This window comes from Sphingobium sufflavum (genome assembly GCF_021403115.1).
Taxonomy (GTDB): domain Bacteria; phylum Pseudomonadota; class Alphaproteobacteria; order Sphingomonadales; family Sphingomonadaceae; genus Sphingobium; species Sphingobium sufflavum.
The window spans coordinates 1-20,268 of record NZ_JAJSSH010000009.1; the positions used below are offsets into that span (position 1 = coordinate 1).

Genomic DNA, 20,268 nt, shown 5'->3' on the forward strand with positions numbered 1-20,268 from the left:
GCCATAGAGTTGCGCCTCGCAATAGGTGCGCGCTTCGCTCATGCCGCCTGAGAGATAATGGTTGAGCGACCCCCAAGGACGGTCTTGGAACGCGAGTTCCAGATCGGCGTGCAGTGCAATATATTCCTCTGGATCAAAGTCCAAGGGAACGAAGCGCCCTAATGTCTTGCTCTCCGCCAGAAGCACTGCAAGGGATGCAACACGCTTCTCTGAACGCCCATGGCGCTCATAATGTTCGCGCAGTTCCACATCCCCCAGATGCGCAAGATCCGGATTGTAGGAACGGCAGAAAACCGGATCGAAATCGTTGATCGACCCTCCTTCTGCACCCGAGAAAAAAGCTTGGACAACCTCGGGAAGGATCGTCACCTTCTCCGGGTCTACCGGCAGTATCCGCTGAGGATAACCATGCTCCCAATAATGAGCAACCAGATCCCGCGACGAAATCGCTGACGGAACCTGGCTCTTGTACCATTCATGGTCGAACAGCCGGTGTGTGCGCAATTGCTCCGCCGCCCCGCCAGACAGATAGTGCTGGACCATGTCATCCTTGAACGACAGCTTGTTGGCCTGGCGATAATATTCCGGGTCGAACAACGGATTGGGCGATATGTTGAGAGAACGGCTCCTCTCATAATAATGCTTCGCAACCTTCTCCCGGTCCCGGCTCTCCGCGATCGCCAACTGCTTGCACACATAGGCCGGATCAAAACCAGACCAGCGCGCCAATGCCAAAATATCAGCCGACGTGAAAGCCTTCGCAGTGGCGTCTGCCACAATAGCTTCGTCAGTGCTGGCCGGCTTGCCATTCCTTGCCATATCCTCGTGGGCTATCGGCAATGCTCGTCGAACAGATTTGCGCTCTACCAAGAGGTTATGCGCATCCGCATCGAGATGGCCATAGAGTTGCGCCTCGCAATAGGTGCGCGCTTCGCTCATGCCGCCTGAGAGATAATGGTTGAGCGACCCCCAAGGACGGTCTTGGAACGCGAGTTCCAGATCGGCGTGCAGTGCAATATATTCCTCTGGATCAAAGTCCAAGGGAACGAAGCGCCCTAATGTCTTGCTCTCCGCCAGAAGCACTGCAAGGGATGCAACACGCTTCTCTGAACGCCCATGGCGCTCATAATGTTCGCGCAGTTCCACATCCCCCAGATGCGCAAGATCCGGATTGTAGGAACGGCAGAAAACCGGATCGAAATCGTTGATCGACCCTCCTTCTGCACCCGAGAAAAAAGCTTGGACAACCTCGGGAAGGATCGTCACCTTCTCCGGGTCTACCGGCAGTATCCGCTGAGGATAACCATGCTCCCAATAATGAGCAACCAGATCCCGCGACGAAATCGCTGACGGAACCTGGCTCTTGTACCATTCATGGTCGAACAGCCGGTGTGTGCGCAATTGCTCCGCCGCCCCGCCAGACAGATAGTGCTGGACCATGTCATCCTTGAACGACAGCTTGTTGGCCTGGCGATAATATTCCGGGTCGAACAACGGATTGGGCGATATGTTGAGAGAACGGCTCCTCTCATAATAATACTTCGCAACCTTCTCCCGGTCCCGGCTCTCCGCGATCGCCAACTGCTTGCACACATAGGCCGGATCAAAACCAGACCAGCGCGCCAATGCCAAAATATCAGCCCCATCGCCAGCAATGCGGCCATTCTCCGCCTGACCGCTCACCGCACGGATCGCAGCTCCACTTTTCAAAGAGTCACTGCGCGGGCGGCCAGGTCGACCCAGCCTACGTCCCAGCCAAAGATAGTGTTCGGCCGGAGCCATCCCAAGCAACGCCACGTCGGGATAAGTCGCTTGATACCATTCGGCATCGAACATACCGGATTGTCCCAAGCTTCGGATATCGGCTTCGCTGATTGCAGTCATGGCCTTAGCGGATTCCACTCTCATTTACCGGTCGACCTTCGGCCATTCCATGCATCATATAATGCTTAAGTGGATCGACGCCGGAATAACCAACATCAGGATTGAGCGCGACATAGGCTTGTGCGTCGAATAGCCCCCGTCGCATCAAGCGACCGTAAGTCCAGCGTTGCTGCAATTTATGCGGGACGAAGGCCCACCAGCGAGGCCGATTCATCAGCAACGCACTGACCCGTCGTAACCATTCACTTTTGCTGGCTGCAACAGCTACATCCTCTTCCCGCTCCCTCAAAAAACGCGCCACAATCGCGAGTTCCGCAAAGCGCTCCTGAAGATTTTCCGTACTGCTGGTGAATTTCTCCTCCAGTCCTGCGGCCCTTTCTTCGGCGGCGTGGAGTGCAGATTGCCCCTCAGCCAAAGCCTGCTGTGCCCGCGCATGTTCAGATAGCGCCACTGACAACTTACCTTCGAGACGCAACACTTCCGCACGCGCAGCCTGCCCATCCGCCAGTGCTGACGCAGACTGCTCCTTCACCGCCTCCGCTTCATTCAGAGTGATGATCGCCTGCGATCGAATAACCTCGGCGGCGTGGCGCACGGCAGCGGCTTCATCGCGTGCCAAGGCAATAGAGATGTCAGCCGCAGCCAGTTTGCGGTCGGCCTCCAGAAGCTTCTGGTTTGCCAAAGCCTGCCACTGCTCCAATGCCCGGCGTTCGCCAGCCAGTTGGAAAACCCAGCCATTCGCATCGACCAGCTTTTCGGAAGTCAACGACAGTCGGCCCGACACCTCGGCCAGTTCCACCTTCAAGTCGGCAGCTGCGACACGATCCGCTGCCAGTTCCGCCCAGAGTTGCTCCAACTCCTCCTGACGCTGCCGCAAGGTGCTTTCCGCGGTAGCTATGGCATGGCGCAAATCCGCCACCTCCGTGGACACCCGTACGAAATCCGCTTCAAGTTCAGCGCCTCGTGCAGCCTGCTGGTCATTTTCCTGCGTTTTCAGGCTCAGGCTGCCTTCCAGATCATGGATACGCAGCGCACTCTGTTCGATCGCTGCTTCATGATGGGAGCGGAGCGCCTGCAATTCGTGGGTCAAGCCCTGCAATTGCAACTCCTTGTCGGCAAGATTGCCCTCAAGGCCGTGCACACGCTGCAGATCTTCACCCCCTGCTTGGATTAACCTCGCAAACGCCGGAGCAGCCCCGTCGAACTGCGACCTGATGTCATCCAGCCGCTGATAATCCTCAGGATTCTCGCCCCTTACTGCCCATTCAAGCATGATGGCATAAGTCAGCCGCAACCATTCCGACACCTCCGGATTGGCCAGAACCGCCTGTGTGGACCGGACATGATGACGTTCGATGGGGTCCAAGAAGCGACCAATCTCTACCGATGCATCCGTTTTATCTATTGGCCACGACAGGCCGAAATCAATCTCCATGCGGCTTATCAAACGCGACCAGTCATCCAGCAATTCACTATAGGTAGAGAATAACCGCGACCTTCCGCGCGAAGCATATTCCGCGTCCAGCACATGCCGCAGCCACAGCAATTGCCCCAGCTCTGGGTAAAAGCTATCCCGCAAGTGCAAAGATTCAGCCACTTCCAATGGATTACGCAGCGTAATCACAATGTGAGGCGTGACCTGTTCACTTTCCAAAACATCGAGCCAGAAGGGCGCAAGCCTACAGTTGCGGGGATCTTTCAGCACAAACAAGGCTGAATCGCCATATTCAGCGCGCAACACATCCACAGCACGTGCCTTGTAGCCAAGAGAGGCCACGGACTCACGCCAAGAAGAACACATCGGTCGCCAATCATTCCAGACACTGCCGACGGAAGCCAATACAGCCTCATTGAGACCCACGATTGCGGCCGATTCCCAATGGCCACGAGGATTAGTTGGATTATCGTCCAACAATGTCGCAGGCAAATCGCACCCAAGCAAACTCAAGACACGCGACAATGCACTGGTACCGGTCCTGTGCATGCCAAGCACTACAACAGCTTCGCGAGTCTTTTTGCCGGTTTTAAGTTCCCTGCCCGTCATCTTCATTTCCGCAAGCCAAAAAAATTTGGAAGCTCAAAGAAATCATTCACAATAGGCCAATCCGACCCGCTGCTGACGCCCCCGGGGCCTCTCCTATGATGCTGCGCACCATAACGTCAAATGCTTTCACTAGGCCGCGTTGACAAAGTGATACAGTCATTTGTGAACGTAGCGAGGCTCAGGAAGCTGCCGAAGGATAAGGCCGTTTTATGCTATCGAATTGCGAAACGGCAGCCAGCCTGAGGAGACCGACCATGAGCTCGATGCCATTGCGATCACGACAGCGCTGGAAGTCGCAGAAAATAGGTCCGTGACGGAAACCGCACAGACCACCGACCATAGCGTTCACGCATGTCCCGCCACCACACCGACCCACAGAACATATACGGCAGCAGCCCTGCGATCGCCATCCATCCTCGTATATCAGATTTGACGCGCGACATCCTCACTCCTCGCCAAGAGAAGCGGTGAATCAGAAATCAGACCGATTGGGAAGCGACTTAGTCAATACAACTTAAGACAGCACCGCCGCCGCATCAACTTCATAACGATCCGTGGACCGGCGAGCGGGGGCTTCGACTCTGGAGCAAACATTCTGCCCGGAAAAGGCAATATGAAGCGGGCCAGGTCAGGCCATCGCGACGAAAAACGCCGTCACCAAAGCTCGACTATTGATGTAGCTGCTGGCTATAGAGGGTCCATTCAAGCCACATTTTCCGCCGATGCGTCTCTGGGCATCCGCGAGCCGTGGCTATTGGCGGCGAGGTATTAGATGCGTAAAGAGCGAGCCAAAATCATAGGCTGCGTGGATACATTTCATCCAGCACTCGGATTCTCAGGCTGGGCAGCATGCACCGATAGCCCTGAGGCTGAGATCGATCTTTCATTGCACATCAATGGCGTCGAGCAGGACATTCTTGTTCAAAAATCCAATCGCAGCGATTTGGCGCATCTCGGCGCGGGCAAGCATGGCTTTGAGGTTACCACACAGAAAGAATTGGATTACCAAACACTGATCACACAACCTTTTGAAATTATAGCAAAGCTGCGAGACAGCGACAGTCTCGGATACAATTTGGAGCTAGGAGGCTTGCTACTGGAGCAAATCGCGCGGTGTGAGTGGAGCGATCGCCTTTCCCGTCTGGACGACAATCAGTTAAATATCGCGATCAAGGAATTAGCCCCCTTTATTGAAAAATCTCGAAACATCGGGCAAAACAATCGCACAGAATTGCCGCCAGGCAGGCTGAAGGGAACGCCAGCTTTACTCCCTGTCGGACTAAAATCTCTCGACGAAGCCATCATAATGGGTGAAAAAGGCCATGCTTTTTTGATCGGCGGATCAAACAATGTCCTTGCCAACATGCAAGATGCTCCTTCCAACGATGACACCGAACTCGCCTTGCAATGGGTAGATCTTTTTTTGGCCCGCAATGCCCGCTGTTCGAAGCAGAATATTCTCTATGCCCAATGCGTGATACCAGAAAAAATTTCGGTCATGCCAGAAATATCAGGATTAAATATTTCGACACCTGGCGGAATGCTGAAAGTCATAGAAAATGAAATGTCGCTTTATTCTACACCCTACCCTTCTATGCTTTCAACATTGGTCAAATCAGAGAATCCGCACGAAACATTTGATCGAATCGACACTCATCTTTCGGCCAGCGGAGCTTTTTTATGCTTCAGCGCGATAATGAACGCACTGAAGATTGAATTACCCATCAAACCTGAGTTCATCGTGCCGGATACGCCTATCATGGGCGACGTCTCGGATCGTTTCTTTGACGCCCCCATCTTGTGCACCAGCGAAATAGTAGCCTTTGTCCCGGTTCCGTTGAACGAGGATCAACTCAAAGTGATCGACCGACACGAGCCAAGCGGCGGCGGCCATATCGGTACGCGCTATGTTTTCAAAAATCCGGGAGCACCACTCCCCATGAAAGCTGTCGCCTTCGCAAACTCCTTCTTCGAGCGCGGCGGGGCGCCCAAAACACTGACATGGTGGTTTGCCCGCGCTTTCCAAGAATTTCACTTCATCTGGAGTCCTAATTTTGACTGGAGCTATGTTGACAGGATCAAGCCTGACATCATTATTGGGCAGACTATCGAACGCTTCCTGACAAAACTGCCGAATGCTTGACAGGCGCCATACAGGAAGACCGACAACAGGCGGGGCAAGGACACTCACCTTCGACATACGAGGGTAATCCTATATAACTCAGGGATATAGATTCAGATTTGCAGGACAGCCCTCCTTTGACCGAATGGAAGTGGCGATCGGCATTTTCCAGAGCGTCGAACCTTCACGCTATTGCTCCGGGTCAAAGTCTCCGATAACGCACTAAGTCCCGCGGGTGTAGCTCAATGGCAGAGCAGCAGCTTCCCAAGCTGACGACGGGGGTTCGATTCCCCTCACCCGCTCCAGCCCTAAGCTGGTTTACGTTACTGCGTTAGTGCCGCCGCCTAGATCCCATCGGCCACAGCGGGGAAGCCGTCCGCCTCCAGTCCATCCGACAATGCCTTAACGCAATCATCCAGCACAGTCTGGCTGGTCGAACGAATGACGAAATTCGCACCCGTTTTTCCTTCCCGGAAAAATGGATAGCTGCCGATCTGCACCCCTTCATAGGCACGCTCGGTACTGGCAAGCAGGTCAGCAATTTCGCTCTCGGCGACCCAACATCCAACCGTCGCAGACAGGACAGGCAGTCCACCCTCCAGCGTGCCGGTAAGCGAATCCAGCATGGCCGCCGCAATGTGGGGCACGCCCGCCATGATGAAGATATTGCCGAATTGGACACCCGGCGCGCCGGAATAGCGATTCTCGATCAACACCGCACCTTCGGGCACGCGCGCCATGCGGAGCCGCGCTTCGGTAAGCCCCCCGCGCGTGAGATAATAGTCTTCCAGCACAGCCCGTGCTTCGGGATGAACGATCACTGGCACACCAAACGCCGCCGCAATGGCGTCTACCGTAATATCGTCATGCGTTGGCCCGATGCCGCCGGTAGTGAAAAGATAATCATGCTGTCCACCAAGCGACCGCACCGCATCGCCGATCGCGTCCATATTGTCCGAGACGACACGTACTTCGCTCAGGCGAATGCCCTGTATATTAAGCCATATTGCAACCTGCGCGACATTCTTGTCCTGCGTCCGGCCGGACAATATCTCGTCGCCGATAATGAGCAGCGCGGCTGTCCAGACCCGTTCGTTCGCTCCCGCCGTCATTGTCTGTCGTCCTTTATTCCGCTCGCTGGCGCCTCGCCCGCGCGACAATGGCCTCGTCGCCGCACGGCATCAACCCCTGTCCTGCGCGGAGCAGAAAACCGTTGCTCCAAGGCTCAACGGCCTCTTGTCGAGCGAATCTTGCGAATCACAGTCTCGTCAACCCACGCCAAATTCTCTATATTGAGCGATATGACGACTTATATGACTCCCACCGCCGACACGATCACCACGCGCACGACCGCAATCAAGCTGCATGGGCCGGAGGCGTTCGAGGGGATGCGTCGGGCCGGACGGCTGGCAGCGGAGATACTGGACGCGCTGGCGCCTTTCGTACAGCCGGGCGTGACCACCGGACAGATCGACGACATCGTGCGCCAGATGACGCTGGACGGCGGCGCAATCCCCGCGACGCTGGGCTACCGCGGCTATGCCCATAGCTGCTGCGTCAGCCTCAACAATGTCATCTGCCACGGCATACCGGGCGACAAGGTGATCCGTGACGGCGACATTCTGAACATCGACGTCACCCCTCTGCTGGACGGCTGGCATGGCGACACCAGCCGCATGTTCCTGGCGGGGGATGTGCCGATCAAGGCGCGGCGGCTGGTCGAGGTGACCTATGAATGCCTGATGCTGGGTATAGAGCAGGCGAAGCCGGGCAATTTCCTGGGCGATGTCGGACATGTGATCCAGAGCCATGCAGAAAAGCACCGTTATGGCGTTGTGCGCGATTTTTGCGGCCATGGCCTGGGCCGGGTGTTCCATGACGCGCCGGAGGTGGTGCATGTCGGTCGCCCCGGCACTGGCCCGGAGTTGCGCCCCGGCATGATATTTACGATCGAGCCGATGATAAATGGCGGGAAACCGGGCATTCGCATGCTGGACGATGGCTGGACCGCCGTGACCCGCGACCGTACCCTTTCGGCACAATTTGAACATAGCATCGGCATCACCGAGACGGGTTGCGAGATTTTTACGCTCAGCCCGACCGGCCTGCATCAGCCACCCTACGCCTGACGGGGCTGTAATCTGTCGGCAGAGACGATAAAGCGTGCGTTGCGGCGCGGGAATCGCCGCAACGCAGCATGAATTGCACAAATTTTGGGCACAACGCGCCAGAAATGCCCGATTTCCGGGCAATATCGACAAGGCCGGTCAAAGGGGTCAATGCTTGACTGGTGATTCGCGTTGGGTCGGGATAATCAGGGAAACGGGCGTGCGATTTTTCGCGCGATAATGACCTTACAGTCCATCCGCGGACGCGAACTAGGGGTGATTCACACATGAAAAAAATCGAAGCGATCATCAAACCGTTCAAGCTCGACGAAGTGAAGGAGGCGCTGCACGAAGTGGGTGTGTCCGGCATCACCGTGACGGAGGCCAAGGGCTTCGGTCGCCAGAAGGGCCACACGGAATTGTATCGCGGCGCGGAATATGTGGTCGATTTTCTCCCCAAGGTGAAGCTTGAGGTCGTGGTCGCCGATGCATTGGCCGACCGCGTCGTTGAGGCCATTGCAAACGCAGCGCAGACCGGGCGTATCGGCGATGGCAAGATTTTCGTGATCCCGGTCGAAAAGGCTCTCCGTATCCGCACCGGCGAAACGGACGAGGCTGCTGTCTAAAAAACCGGACGGCGGGGGCCGGCACGGTATTTCATATTCACACCGACGGACAGGAAGGTAACGTCATGGCGAATACGCCCCAAGATATTCTGAAGATCATCGAGGAAAAGGAAATCGAGTGGGTTGATGTCCGCTTCACCGATCCCAAGGGTGCCTGGCACCACTTGACCATGTGCGCGGGCGCCATTGGCGAGAATGAACTGACCGACGGCCTGATGTTCGACGGTTCCTCGATCGAGGGCTGGAAGGAAATCAACGAGTCCGACATGATCCTGAAGCCGGATCTGGACGCCGTCTATGTCGATCCGTTCAGCGCGACCCCGATGCTGATCCTGGTCTGCGATATCGTGGAGCCGGAAGACGGTTCGCTCTATTCGCGCGATCCTCGCTCGACCGCCAAGCGCGCCGAGACCTATCTGCAGTCCACCGGCCTGGGCGACACCGTCTATATCGGCCCGGAACCCGAATTCTTCATGTTCGACAACGTCGAATTCGACAACACCTACAATCAGAGCTTCTACAAGCTGGACGATGTCGAACTGCCGACCAACACCGGCACGAAGTATGAGCAGGGCAACCTGGGCCACCGCCCGCGTGCCAAGGGCGGCTACTTCCCCGTCGGACCGGTCGACGTGACCACCGACATCCGCGCCGAGATGGTGTCGACGCTGATCGAAATGGGCCTGCCCATGGACAAGCACCATCACGAAGTCGCGGGCGGCCAGCACGAGTTGGGCCTGACCTTCGGCAAACTGGTGGAAACCTGTGACCGTATTCAGGTCTATAAGTATGTCGTGAAGATGGTAGCTCAGGCCTATGGCAAGACCGCGACCTTCATGCCGAAGCCGATCAAGGCCGACAATGGTTCGGGCATGCACACGCATATCTCGATCTGGAACAAGGGTGAGAACACCTTTGCCGGCAACGGCTATGCCGGCCTGTCCGACACCTGCCTCTACTTCATCGGCGGCGTCATCAAGCATGCCAAGGCGATCAACGCCTTCACCAACCCGACCACCAACAGCTACAAGCGTCTGGTGCCGGGCTTCGAGGCTCCCGTGCTGCTCGCCTATTCGGCGCGCAACCGCTCCGCATCCTGCCGCATCCCCTATGGTGCGGGCACGAAGGCGAAGCGCGTCGAGTTCCGCTTCCCCGATCCGCTCGCCAACAGCTACCTCGCCACGGCGGCGCTGCTGATGGCTGGCATCGACGGTATCCAGAACAAGATCCACCCCGGCGAGGCGATGGACAAGAACCTCTATGACCTTCCGCCGGAAGAGCTGAGCCAGGTTCCCACCGTCTGTGGTTCGCTCCGTGAGGCTCTCGACGCGCTGGCGGCCGATCAGGAATTCCTGCTCAAGGGCGGCGTGTTCACCAAGGACCAGATCGACGCCTATCTCGAACTTAAGTGGCCGGAAGTGTATCGCTGGGAAATGGCGCCCAGCCCGGTCGAGTTCGACATGTATTACAGCGGCTGATCGACTGCTCGATTGGTTTTCGGGAAGGGGCTGGTGGCGACACCGGCCCCTTTTTCTTTGCTATCCGCTTTTCACAAAGTCACGAAGCTATGCGATTAGGGGACATGGGCTCGCCCCTCTGTGGGCGGCGCCATCCAGGTCTGGCAATGATCCCCGAGCTGGGGGATACGCTCTTGCCCGAACCGGAATATTGCTCGGCCAAGGGCCACGGCCCGGTAAGCTGGCGGCCTTCTGCTTTGCCGAACTCCGCCATACGGGTTGTTCATTTGGAAGAGCGGCAAGCGGTGATGTGCTTCTTATCGCCGTGAATCTGAATAGCGTGCTTCCCTTGAGAAACGCCATCGACCGTCAGCGGTTCGCTTCAACCCCGCTGGGCTCAGGGTTGCAATGTCTCCGATCCTGCTCCGTCCCCTTACCCCACCACACTTAGCGCAGCGTCGCGCAGACCACGCCAGACCCGCACTGATTGCACACTTTCCGCCACATCATGCACGCGCAATACCGCGACACCAGCCCGCACACCCTCCAGCGCCAAGGTCAGTGAACCACCCAGCCGCTGGTCAGCGGGAGCCTCGTTGGACAGCGCCCCAACGATCCGCTTACGGCTCGCGCCCAGCAACAGCGGCAGGCCCAGGGACTGAAAGGTCGCCAGCCGGTTGAGCAGCGCCATATTGTCCGCAAGCGACTTGCCGAAACCTATCCCCGGATCGACCATGATACGGTCACGGGCGATCCCCGCCGCGATACAAGCCGCTACCCGCTCCTCCAGAAAGGCATAGGTCTCTGCAACAACGTCGCCATAAGGCGTCGCCCGTTCATGGGGGTTCTGCCCTGTCGAGGGGGAGTGCATCACCACCACCGGGCATCCCGCCGCCGCGACGACATCCAGACTGCGCGGTTCATGCAACAGGGCGCTGATGTCGTTGACGATATGTGCGCCCGCGGCCAGCGCCGCCTCCATCACTGCCGCCTTGCGCGTGTCGATGGAGATGATGGCGCCACTCCGTGCCAGCCGCTCGATAACCGGCACAACCCGCCTGATCTCGTCACCCTCCCACACCGGATCAGCGCCAGGCCGGGTGGACTCCCCACCCACGTCGATGATCGTCGCGCCCGCCAGCCCCATGGCGAAGCCCGCATCCGCCGCAGCTTCAACATCGTCGAGATGCTTGCCGCCGTCAGAGAAGCTGTCGGGCGTCATGTTGAGGATGCCCATCACCTGCGGCACGTCGAAGCGGATCGTCCGCTTGCCTAGCGTCAAGACCGGGCGATGCGCGGCAAGGCCCGCGAGTTGGGCATCGGCACGCGCTCGCTGGTCGTCGGGAAGGCGCGTCAGAAAATCGCCCAGCGCCGCGACCGGAACATGCTCTACCGGTTGCCCTGGACGGCGGACCTCTACCCCCTGATACCAGAGCAATGTATTGGCGAGGCGTGCCCATGTGCCGTCCGGCAGGCCCACGGGCGAATCCACAAAATGGATGGGGCGGAGGAGGATGGTCATCACACCGCCGTAAACCGGAGCAGGCGGGAAAGTCGAGAGGTGGCCATCGTTATGGCTCCGACGGTGCGCCGGTGGCCGTCACCGACAGTATCACCGCCGAAAGCTGATGCGCCGCGTTCCAGCACCGATCGAGCAGAGGCCCTCATGCGCTGCCCCCCCCACAACAAGGGTGAGGGTTACATGAGTATCGAGGTTAGGCACCACCAGCAGCGGCAAGCGGGATCGCTTTTCTTCGGTCAGACAGGCGCCCGACCATAGGCCATCCGTCATGGCAGACGCCCTGTTGCAATCAGGCCGCGCCGCTGAGCGGGGTCTAGCGTCCCGGCCTGTTCCTGGATTCGCATCTCGCCGATCGGCTGTTCGCGCCGGATGAAAAGGCCGTCATCAAGGGTGACAGACACGCCGCTGAAGCCCCACGTACCACCCGTTTCCACCACCACCCGGTCCCCCGGTCTCGCCAGCACAACGGTCGGAACCATGAGTGCACCGAGCGCCAGCCATCGTGATAGTTGGCGCCCCACCTGTTTATGGCTGTGTCGCGAGCAAATACATCTGCCGCAGGCTGTCGATCGGCTCCAGCCCGTTCTTCCCCTCGATATGCCAGAAGGTCCAGCCGTTGCACGAGGGCGCGCCCTGCAAGGTCGCGCCCAGCTTGTGGATGGAAGCGGCCACGCCGTCCTCACCCATCAGGGATCCGTCCGCCCGCACGCTCGCCTTCCAGCGGCGCTTGGCGTCCATCACCACCGTACCCGGCTCCAGATAGCCCGTCTCGACCAACGTGCCAAAGGCGACGCGCGGTTGCTGCTTGGCCGACTGCATGATCGTCAGCGAGGATTCGTCCAAGGGCAAGGCTGCGGAAATCCGCTCCAGCGCGGCCTCGCAATAGACATCCTCCCGCTCGCAGCCGATCCAGTGACGGCCCAAACGCTTGGCCACCGCACCGGTAGTGCCGGTGCCGAAGAAGGGATCGAGCACCACATCCCCCGGCTTGGTGCAGGCCAGCATCACGCGATAGAGCAGCGCCTCCGGCTTCTGCGTCGGGTGGACCTTGTGCCCGTCGTCACCCTTCAGCCGTTCCTGCCCGCCACAGATGGGCAGCACCCAGTCGGACCGCATCTGCAGTTCGTCATTGAGCGTCTTCATCGCCTTGTAATTGAAGGTGTAGCGCGCACCCTCGCCCTGACTGGCCCATATCAGCGTTTCATGTGCGTTGGTGAAACGGGTGCCCTTGAAATTGGGCATCGGGTTGGCCTTGCGCCAGATGATGTCGTTGAGGATCCAGAAGCCCTGATCCTGCAACTGCGAGCCGACGCGGAAGATATTATGATAGCTGCCAATGACCCAGATGGTGCCATTGGGTTTCAGGATGCGGCGCGCTTCGGACAACCATGCCTTGGTGAAGGCGTCATAGACGGCCAGCGTGTCGAACTTGTCCCACGCATCGTCCACGGCGTCCACCCGGCCACCTTCCGGACGGAACAGGTCGCCGCCCAGTTGCAGGTTATAGGGCGGGTCGGCAAAGATCATGTCGATACAGGCATCGGGCAACGAACGCATAGCCGCGACGCAATCGCTGCGGATCAAGCGATCGACCTCCAAGGCCTCCCGCGTCGCCAGAGCCTGTGCCGCAACTGCCTTCTTCGTCCGCCGCACTGGCGGAACGCGCTCGATAACGCCCATAAAAACTTGCCATCCCCGTTGAGTTATCCACAGGCATGAGTCCTCGCGACTCGCGCGTCAAGCCGGGTTAATCATGGTAAACAGAGTTTTAAGAGACAAAGTTAACGGCCCGATCAAGCGGGCGACTCGGCAGTTCCTGACTCCAGCGCGAGCCAGACTCCTTTTGTTCCCGCCTCGAAATTTTTTTATGCGAGCGCGCCCGGAGTCTCGCCCAGCATGAACTCCGCCCCCGCCAGCGCATGGATGGTGGTGCCGTCATAGATGGGCAGGACGTTCGCCTTGACGTCCACCACCATCTCCAGTTCCGTGCAGGCCAGAACGACGGCCTTCACATCCTCCTTGGCGATATCGGTCAGTTCCGACTTCATATAACGTTCAGCCTCACGGCTGGACTTGCCGGTGGACAATTCGTCATAGACGATGCTGTCGATGCGCCGTCCCAGTTCCGGGTCGCCGGGCAGCAGGGTGACACCCTGTCGGACGAGGCGCTGGCGGTAACTCTTGTCCAGCATCACATTGCTGGTGCCGATCAAGGCGACGGATTTAACCGCATCGGCGCGGAGCCTGGCGCCAATCACGTCGACGATATGGATGACGGGAATCTTAACCGCCGCCACCACCGGATCATAGAGGCGATGCAGCGAATTGGCGCAGATCAGCAGCGCCTCCGCCCCGCCATCCTCCAGGCGACGCGCCGCGCCGACCACATGGCTGCCCGCGCACTCCCAATCGCTTTCCGTCACGCAGCGCGCGACATCCGCGAAGTCGAGGCTTTCGATACCCAACCGCGCGCTGTGCAATCCGCCCAGCCGACGATGCACCGCCTTGTTGATGATTTCATAATAGCGGGCGGTGGACGCCCAGCTGACGCCCCCAATGAGGCCGAGTTTACGCATAAATCCCCCAAGGCTGCCGTCGCCCTGAGCGACATCGACGGTCCGTCCCCCTCTTTAGGAACAAGCACTGCCTTTCGACAAGTTGGAACATGCTCCGTGCGCTGCACCGTCGTCCGTTGCGGCCGTTTCAGCGCCCTGCCTACCCATGAAAACCGACAAGAGACTGCGGTTCATCCCCTTGCACATGATGCAGGCAAGGAGTGCTCCCGATGACCCGGCAAGCGCGCCCGTGGCAACCAGCGCCACATTTTGCAGCGCAAAGCCCAGCACCGCAGCCGCCCAACCGGAAGCGCTGTTCACCATCGACAGCGCGACGGGCATCTCCGCCATCCCGATGGGGATGAGGACGAGAAAACCGAGAAGCAGGCCAAGACCTGCGACTACCCAAAGGACGCAGAACATGGCGCTGGGTGCAGGCAGAATAGAGAACCAACCGATCAGCCCGATGATCGACGCCAGCAGGATCAGATTGATCGCATGGCGTGCAGGCAGCAGGATCGGTCGGCCGGGCAGGTTGCCGTTCAGTTTCAGAAAGGCGATAGCCGACCCGGAAAAGACGATCGCCCCGATAGCGATGGCAAGCCCCAGTGCAATTCGGCCATGCGCAAAAATCTCGCCCACCCGTTCATCGAGGATACCGAAAGCCGCCGGGTCCAGACAGGCCGCAGCGCCCACCAGTACGGCGGCAAGGCCGGCCAGACTATGAAAGACGGCAATAAGTTGCGGCATGGCAGTCATCGCGATGCGCCGCGCAATGACGAGGCCGATGGCCGCACCGACCAGCACCGCAATGCCAATTTCCGGCAACGACACCGCATCATAGATATAGAGGGTCGTGCCGACAGCCAGCGCCATGCCCGCCATACCCATCCGATTGCCACGGCGGCGGGGCGGCTGACTGGACAGCCCGCGCAGGGCAAGGATGAACAGGATAGTGGAGAGCAGATAGGCGAGGCTGACACCCCAGCGGATACTGGCCGCATCGACTCCGGCCTCCAGAACCAGCATCGACATCACAGGCGGTCGTTCCTGCGATACAGCGCCACTATCCGCTCCGTGATCGCAAAACCGCCGAAGATATTCACCGACGCCAGCACGACCCCTGCCAGCCCCAGATATTTCGCCAGCGCGCCTGACGCTTCCGCTGTCGCGACCAGCGCGAAGATGATGACGACGGAACTGATCGCGCTGGTCATGGCGATCAACGGCATGTGCGCCGCGGGGCTTACCGACCGGACAACATAGCAACCGATGAAACAGGCCAGCACGAAGATAGGCAGCATGCTGACGAAGTCCATCGGCCGCCCCCTTATCGGTAACTGGTATAGGTGAACACGCCGAACGGCTGCGCCGGTATCGCCTTGTCCACGCGCAGCCGGATACCCTTTTCCTGCGCTTCCAGCACGGAAAACTGCGAATCCAGCAATGCAAATGTCTGCGGATAGGGACCAGCCGACTTGAACTTGGCGAAATCGGTCAGGGACGTCATCTGCCCCTCCGGCCCGAAGTCGATAAAGAACATGCGGTTACCGTAGATGTTGAAATATTGCTCGTAGCGAATGCCGACCCAATAGCTGCGCGCCATCTCCCCGACAGGCCGTGTCGCATAGCCAATGTCGATGGCTGCCCGCTTATCCGGCACCGCTCCTTGCACGATCACACCGCCGCCCGGCACCTCGAACAGCGATTCAAAGCGCCCGTCCTTGTTCGCATCCAGAAAGCAGAGGGTAACGCCGCGACTATTGGCGATCTGTGCACCCGCCTTGTCGAGACGATGCGTCTCCAGCGCGCAATAAGCTTCTCCCGCATCGGACGATGCCTTGACGAGTTGCGCTCCTGCTTTCGCGTGCAGCCTGTTGCCCGTCGTCAGCGCGGCCGGACCATCCAATGTCGCCAATCCCATAGGCAGCAACTTTTGCCGCAGGACATATTCGCCATCCAGAACCGTTCGTTCCGAAAGGTCTGGATTGTCAAGCGCCTGGATGCTCCACAGCACCGCCACGCTGTCGCGCGCCAGCGCCATGGCAGGCGAGAGGAACACCATCCCCGCGACAAGACCGGACGATAACTTCATCCAGCACCCTCTTCCTGCGTTTAGCAATTCAGGCGACATGGGCTAAAGCGCTGCGTAGACCCATGGCCAGCAGCGTGCACCGCCTTCCGCGTGGAGGCAGCGCCCATCACGTCATCCGCTTGATCGCGCACGACGACGATGACCTTAATGCGACGCTTCCGTCCGATAGCTAATGCAGGAGCGACGCCGGAAATTATTGGGCGATCAGCAGGACGACCAGAGCCGCCACGATGATGGTGGCGATCGTGCCCCATTTTACCAGACCAATGAAGCCGGCATAGGTCTGCTCGGCGGCGCGATAATTTTGATCCGAACTCACGTCGAAATTCCCTTTCATTCTCTGCGCCCCCTTTGCGACATACCTCGTCAAATCGCAAGAGCATCCGCACGTCGATGCACGCTTGCATCCCATCAAACCCCTGCATCGCCACGGGAAAAATGCCACGTCCGACGAAAAGCGCCACAGCGTGACGGCACGCTTAAGCCCGTCTTTACCTGAAACCCTTATGCAGGCTTCGGGACTACCGGATGGACACATGACAGACGCCGAACAGCCTCTTCTTCTTCTCGTCGACGACGAACCGGCCCAGCGCCGCCTGACCACTGCTCTTGCCGCGCGCGCCGGTTGGCGCACGCTCAGCATCGGTGATGGCGACCGTGCGATCCAGACGCTTGGCACACGCGACGGCATGCGCGTCGCCGCCGTGCTGATCGACGACTGGACGCCGGGGCTAGAGATGGCGGAACTGGTCCGCACCATCGCCGTGCGCCGTCCCAACCTGCCCATCCTGATCCTGACCGCGAACGACAATGCCCGCGCCGCCGTGGAAGCGATGCGGGCCGGCGCCAGCGATTTTCTTATCAAGCCGGTGACGCCGGAACGGCTGGCTCATGCGCTGGCGACAGCGGCGAGCAAGAAGGACGCGGGCGAACTGCGCCGCCTGACCACCAAGATTCAGGCCCCGCTGGACTTCAACTCCATCATCGGCTCCTCAACCGCCTTTCGCAGCGCACTGTCCATCGCCGCACAGGCCGCCCGTTCCGGCGTGCCCATCCTGATCGAGGGCGAAAGCGGCGTGGGCAAGGATGTTATCGCCCATGCCATCCACGCAGCCTCCGCCCGCGCCGCAGCGCCGATGGCCGCGATCAACTGCCGCGCGATCCCCGAAAAGCTGCTGGACTCCGAATTGTTCGGCCATGAACGAGGTGCCTTCACCGGCGCGTTCGACCGGCATGTCGGCCGTCTGGCCACAGCGCATGGTGGCACCATCTTTCTGGATGAAGTCAGCGAACTGTCGCTCGACGCGCAGGTCAAGTTGCTGCGGCTGGTCAAGGATCATGAAATCCTGCCACTCGGCGCACGTCATCCGGTGCATGTCGATGTGCGCGTCGTAACCGCCGCCAACAAACCGCTGCTGGGCGAAGTAGAAGCCGGCCGCTTCCGCGAGGATCTCTATTATCGCCTCAACACCGTCCAGATCGTGGTGCCGCCACTGCGCGAGCGGATCGGGGACATCGCCGCACTGGCGCGGCACCTGCTCGCCCGCATCGCGACACAGCCGGGCCTGCGCGACATCGGCATCACCGCCGACGCTATCGCCCTGCTGACCCGGCACGACTGGCCGGGCAATGTCCGCCAGCTCCAGAACACCCTCTTCCGCGCCGCCGTGCTGTGCGAGGGCGACGCGCTGACACCCACCGACTTTCCGCAGATCGCCGCGCATCTGGCGGAGGGCGCGACCGGTACCGCCACCCGATCCTCCGTCACGCCGATCGAGGCATTGCGCATGGGCCATGGGCAGGATCGGGAGGCGGCCGTTCCCCTCTATGAACCGAACGGCCATCTGCGCGCGCTGGCGGACATAGAGGCTGACGTCATCCGGCTCGCCATCACCCATTATCGCGGGCGCATGACGGAAGTCGCCCGGCGCCTCGGCATCGGTCGCTCGACCCTGTATCGCAAGCTTGCCGAACTGGGCATCGACACCGCGGCCTGAGACCGGCCGCACCGGACACCCATGCGGATGATCCAGAGGTATCTTTGATGGTTATGTACAAGAAGATCGCGCTGGCCACGATTGTCCTCGCACCGCTCATCACCGAGTTCGCATCCAATTTCACCCAGCCCCCGGCAGCGACATCCGCGTCCACGCCGGAGCATGTGGCCGCACTGGTCGGCAATGCGACGGAAATTCCCGCACCCGGCCCGGAGCCGATACAATATAGTCCGATCAAGCAGCCGGGGACGCAAGCCGCCCCGTCCGGGCCGCTCGACCCCGCCCCAACCCTCGACCCCAATGCATTCGCCAGCGCCAACGCCCCGGTCAGCGCCTCCGTCGGCACGGGGTCGGATAGCCCGCCGCCCGCGCCGTCCCTCTCTCCCATCCCGGCCCTTGCGCCTGCACCGTCAGGGACCCCACAGGCCGCCGCCGCAGAATTCACGCCCAACCCCAGGCGGAGCAGCACTCCCGAACGCTTCTAGGTTAGCGACGTGACACAGCCTCAGGGGTTCTTCTTCAATATCTCCAGCGCCGCGACAGTCAGCGCCCGCGCGCCCGTTCCCACCACCGCCTCGGCATCCGGCGCCCAATAGGCGCTGTGCAATGAGGGCAGCGTCGCCTTACCATCCCGTGCCGCCGCCATCCTGGCAGCCGGCACGCCACCGACCCAGAAGATCAGGCTGCGGATCGACTTGTCCGCCCGGACATATTGGCCGAAATCCTCGCCGCCCATCGACGCCTGCGCCCGCTCGACCCGCACATCCCCGAAATGGCTGCGGAAGACGCCGCCTATCTCCTCCGCCAGATCGGGCGTGTTGAAGGTTGCCGCCGTATAACCGTCCTGCACGGTCATAAGAGGCATGCGATCCTCCGGCACGCCGGCCGCGATCGCCTCCCCCTTCGCGATGCGGGCGATCCCGTCGAGCAGGCGCTGGCGTGTCGCATCGGAATAGCTGCGCACCGTGATGAGCAGCTTCGCCTCGTCCGGCACGATATTATGCTTGGCTCCGCCGATGAAGCTGCCCACCGTGACCACTGCCGGATCCTGCGGCTCCTGCTCCCGGCTCACCAGCGTCTGGAGCGTGGTGACGATGCGGCTGGCCAGCACGATGGGATCCTTAACCGTCTGCGGATAGGCGCCATGCCCGCCGACCCCACGCACGGTCAGATCCACGCTGTCGACATTGGCCAGCGCGAAGCCGGGGGTATAGCCGATCCGTCCCGCCTCCAGATTGGCGGCGTCATGAAAGGCGATGGCATGGGTGGGTTTCGGAAAACGGGTGAACAGCCCGTCCGCGATCATCGCCCGCGCGCCCCCCCCAATCTCCTCCGCCGGTTGCAGGATCATGACCAGCGTGCCCGACCATTGGTCCTTCATCGCCGCCAGCGCCCGCGCCGCGCCGATCCATGCGGCCATATGCGTGTCGTGGCCGCAGGCATGCATGACGCCGCTCTCCACCCCGTCGCGGGTCGTCGCGCGGACCGTGGAGGCGAAGGGCAGCCCCGTCTTCTCCACCACCGGCAGACCGTCCATGTCCGCCCGGACCAGCAGCACCGGACCAGCGCCATTCTTCAGCACCGCCACGACGCCGGTGCCGCCGACACCCTCCGTCACCGTGAAGCCCAGCGGCCTGACCAGCGCGGCCAGCTTCGCCGCCGTCGCCTTTTCCTGGAGGCTGAGTTCGGGATGGGCATGGAGGTCGCGGTAGAGGATCATCAGCGCGGGCATCTCCGCCGCGATGCGGGCGTCGGCTTGTGCGCCCGCCGGCCCCGCTGCGGGCGCCGCACCGGCTGCCATCGCGATCACCGCCGCCACTGCCATCGTCCCCACCATCAACCGCATCGCCCTACCTCC

General features: G+C 60.2%; 15 protein-coding genes, 1 tRNA gene and 2 pseudogenes. 7 read left to right on the top strand and 11 right to left on the bottom strand.

Annotated features, from left to right (window positions below):
• A pseudogene (locus LWE61_RS13440) lies at positions 1-1,884 on the bottom strand (hypothetical protein); the annotation flags it as partial.
• Positions 1,885-1,888: 4 nt separating this feature from the next.
• The gene (locus LWE61_RS13445; RefSeq protein WP_234150837.1) at positions 1,889-3,928 is read right to left on the bottom strand and encodes a hypothetical protein; all 2,040 of its coding nucleotides are present in this window, start codon (positions 3,926-3,928) and stop codon (positions 1,889-1,891) included.
• Positions 3,929-4,700: 772 nt separating this feature from the next.
• Between LWE61_RS13445 and LWE61_RS13450 the strand changes: the two genes are divergently transcribed.
• On the top strand, positions 4,701-6,071 hold the full coding sequence (locus LWE61_RS13450) for a hypothetical protein (RefSeq protein ID WP_234150838.1): 1,371 nt from the start codon (positions 4,701-4,703) through the stop codon (positions 6,069-6,071).
• A gap of 210 nt (positions 6,072-6,281) precedes the next feature.
• Positions 6,282-6,355 (top strand) — tRNA-Gly (locus LWE61_RS13455).
• 39 nt (positions 6,356-6,394) lie between these two features.
• On the opposite strand, the gene LWE61_RS13460 is transcribed toward LWE61_RS13455, so the two are convergent.
• Positions 6,395-7,162: a competence/damage-inducible protein A gene (locus LWE61_RS13460; protein ID WP_234150839.1), complete on the bottom strand. Its 768-nt coding sequence runs from the start codon at positions 7,160-7,162 to the stop codon at positions 6,395-6,397.
• Between the two features lie 189 nt (positions 7,163-7,351).
• Between LWE61_RS13460 and map the strand changes: the two genes are divergently transcribed.
• The 3 genes from map (at position 7,352) to glnA (ending at position 10,262) form a co-directional block, all read left to right on the top strand.
• Positions 7,352-8,179: a type I methionyl aminopeptidase gene (map, locus tag LWE61_RS13465; protein ID WP_234150840.1), complete on the top strand. Its 828-nt coding sequence runs from the start codon at positions 7,352-7,354 to the stop codon at positions 8,177-8,179.
• Positions 8,180-8,445: 266 nt separating this feature from the next.
• On the top strand, positions 8,446-8,784 hold the full coding sequence (locus LWE61_RS13470) for a P-II family nitrogen regulator (protein ID WP_234150846.1): 339 nt from the start codon (positions 8,446-8,448) through the stop codon (positions 8,782-8,784).
• Positions 8,785-8,849: 65 nt separating this feature from the next.
• The gene (gene glnA, locus LWE61_RS13475) at positions 8,850-10,262 is read left to right on the top strand and encodes a type I glutamate--ammonia ligase (RefSeq protein WP_234150858.1); all 1,413 of its coding nucleotides are present in this window, start codon (positions 8,850-8,852) and stop codon (positions 10,260-10,262) included.
• 412 nt (positions 10,263-10,674) lie between these two features.
• On the opposite strand, the gene folP is transcribed toward glnA, so the two are convergent.
• From folP to LWE61_RS13510, 7 genes and pseudogenes are all read right to left on the bottom strand, one after another.
• Complete coding sequence (gene folP, locus LWE61_RS13480; RefSeq protein ID WP_234150860.1) at positions 10,675-11,763, bottom strand: dihydropteroate synthase; 1,089 nt, start codon at positions 11,761-11,763, stop codon at positions 10,675-10,677.
• Between the two features lie 525 nt (positions 11,764-12,288).
• The gene (locus tag LWE61_RS13485; RefSeq protein ID WP_326490648.1) at positions 12,289-13,443 is read right to left on the bottom strand and encodes a site-specific DNA-methyltransferase; all 1,155 of its coding nucleotides are present in this window, start codon (positions 13,441-13,443) and stop codon (positions 12,289-12,291) included.
• A 185-nt stretch (positions 13,444-13,628) separates the two neighbouring features.
• The gene (locus LWE61_RS13490; RefSeq protein ID WP_234150864.1) at positions 13,629-14,339 is read right to left on the bottom strand and encodes an aspartate/glutamate racemase family protein; all 711 of its coding nucleotides are present in this window, start codon (positions 14,337-14,339) and stop codon (positions 13,629-13,631) included.
• A 105-nt stretch (positions 14,340-14,444) separates the two neighbouring features.
• A pseudogene (locus LWE61_RS13495) lies at positions 14,445-15,347 on the bottom strand (NAD(P)(+) transhydrogenase (Re/Si-specific) subunit beta); the annotation flags it as partial.
• 5 nt (positions 15,348-15,352) lie between these two features.
• Positions 15,353-15,637, bottom strand: a complete 285-nt coding sequence (locus tag LWE61_RS13500) for an NAD(P) transhydrogenase subunit alpha (RefSeq protein WP_234150876.1) — start codon at positions 15,635-15,637, stop codon at positions 15,353-15,355.
• Between the two features lie 11 nt (positions 15,638-15,648).
• Positions 15,649-16,413 carry a hypothetical protein gene (locus LWE61_RS13505; RefSeq protein WP_234150879.1) on the bottom strand — a complete coding sequence of 255 codons (765 nt, stop codon included), beginning with the start codon at positions 16,411-16,413 and terminating at the stop codon, positions 15,649-15,651.
• A gap of 193 nt (positions 16,414-16,606) precedes the next feature.
• Entirely contained in the window at positions 16,607-16,732 is a 126-nt protein-coding gene (locus LWE61_RS13510; RefSeq protein WP_234150882.1) for an aa3-type cytochrome c oxidase subunit IV, read from the bottom strand.
• 217 nt (positions 16,733-16,949) lie between these two features.
• Between LWE61_RS13510 and LWE61_RS13515 the strand changes: the two genes are divergently transcribed.
• Positions 16,950-18,410, top strand: coding sequence for a sigma-54-dependent transcriptional regulator (locus tag LWE61_RS13515; RefSeq protein ID WP_234150884.1), 1,461 nt, complete (start codon positions 16,950-16,952; stop codon positions 18,408-18,410).
• Positions 18,411-18,463: 53 nt separating this feature from the next.
• A complete protein-coding gene (locus LWE61_RS13520) occupies positions 18,464-18,895 on the top strand; it encodes a hypothetical protein (protein ID WP_234150887.1) in 432 nt (143 codons plus the stop codon).
• Between the two features lie 20 nt (positions 18,896-18,915).
• Here LWE61_RS13520 and LWE61_RS13525 read toward each other — a convergent pair whose 3' ends face one another.
• Positions 18,916-20,256, bottom strand: a complete 1,341-nt coding sequence (locus LWE61_RS13525) for an amidohydrolase (protein ID WP_234150889.1) — start codon at positions 20,254-20,256, stop codon at positions 18,916-18,918.
• Between the last annotated feature and the right edge of the window lie 12 nt (positions 20,257-20,268).

Excerpts from the sequence above, each read along its gene's own strand:
- folP (WP_234150860.1), bottom strand. The coding sequence starts at position 11,763 with ATGACCATCCTCCTCCGCCCCATCCATTTTGTGGATTCGCCCGTGGGC.
- LWE61_RS13505 (WP_234150879.1), bottom strand. The coding sequence starts at position 16,413 with ATGAAGTTATCGTCCGGTCTTGTCGCGGGGATGGTGTTCCTCTCGCCT.
- LWE61_RS13445 (WP_234150837.1), bottom strand. The coding sequence starts at position 3,928 with ATGACGGGCAGGGAACTTAAAACCGGCAAAAAGACTCGCGAAGCTGTT.
- glnA (WP_234150858.1), top strand. The coding sequence starts at position 8,850 with ATGGCGAATACGCCCCAAGATATTCTGAAGATCATCGAGGAAAAGGAA.
- LWE61_RS13450 (WP_234150838.1), top strand. The coding sequence starts at position 4,701 with ATGCGTAAAGAGCGAGCCAAAATCATAGGCTGCGTGGATACATTTCAT.
- LWE61_RS13515 (WP_234150884.1), top strand. The coding sequence starts at position 16,950 with ATGACAGACGCCGAACAGCCTCTTCTTCTTCTCGTCGACGACGAACCG.
- LWE61_RS13500 (WP_234150876.1), bottom strand. The coding sequence starts at position 15,637 with ATGGACTTCGTCAGCATGCTGCCTATCTTCGTGCTGGCCTGTTTCATC.
- LWE61_RS13490 (WP_234150864.1), bottom strand. The coding sequence starts at position 14,339 with ATGCGTAAACTCGGCCTCATTGGGGGCGTCAGCTGGGCGTCCACCGCC.
- map (WP_234150840.1), top strand. The coding sequence starts at position 7,352 with ATGACGACTTATATGACTCCCACCGCCGACACGATCACCACGCGCACG.
- LWE61_RS13520 (WP_234150887.1), top strand. The coding sequence starts at position 18,464 with ATGTACAAGAAGATCGCGCTGGCCACGATTGTCCTCGCACCGCTCATC.
- LWE61_RS13470 (WP_234150846.1), top strand. The coding sequence starts at position 8,446 with ATGAAAAAAATCGAAGCGATCATCAAACCGTTCAAGCTCGACGAAGTG.
- LWE61_RS13485 (WP_326490648.1), bottom strand. The coding sequence starts at position 13,443 with ATGGGCGTTATCGAGCGCGTTCCGCCAGTGCGGCGGACGAAGAAGGCA.
- LWE61_RS13525 (WP_234150889.1), bottom strand. The coding sequence starts at position 20,256 with ATGCGGTTGATGGTGGGGACGATGGCAGTGGCGGCGGTGATCGCGATG.
- LWE61_RS13460 (WP_234150839.1), bottom strand. The coding sequence starts at position 7,162 with ATGACGGCGGGAGCGAACGAACGGGTCTGGACAGCCGCGCTGCTCATT.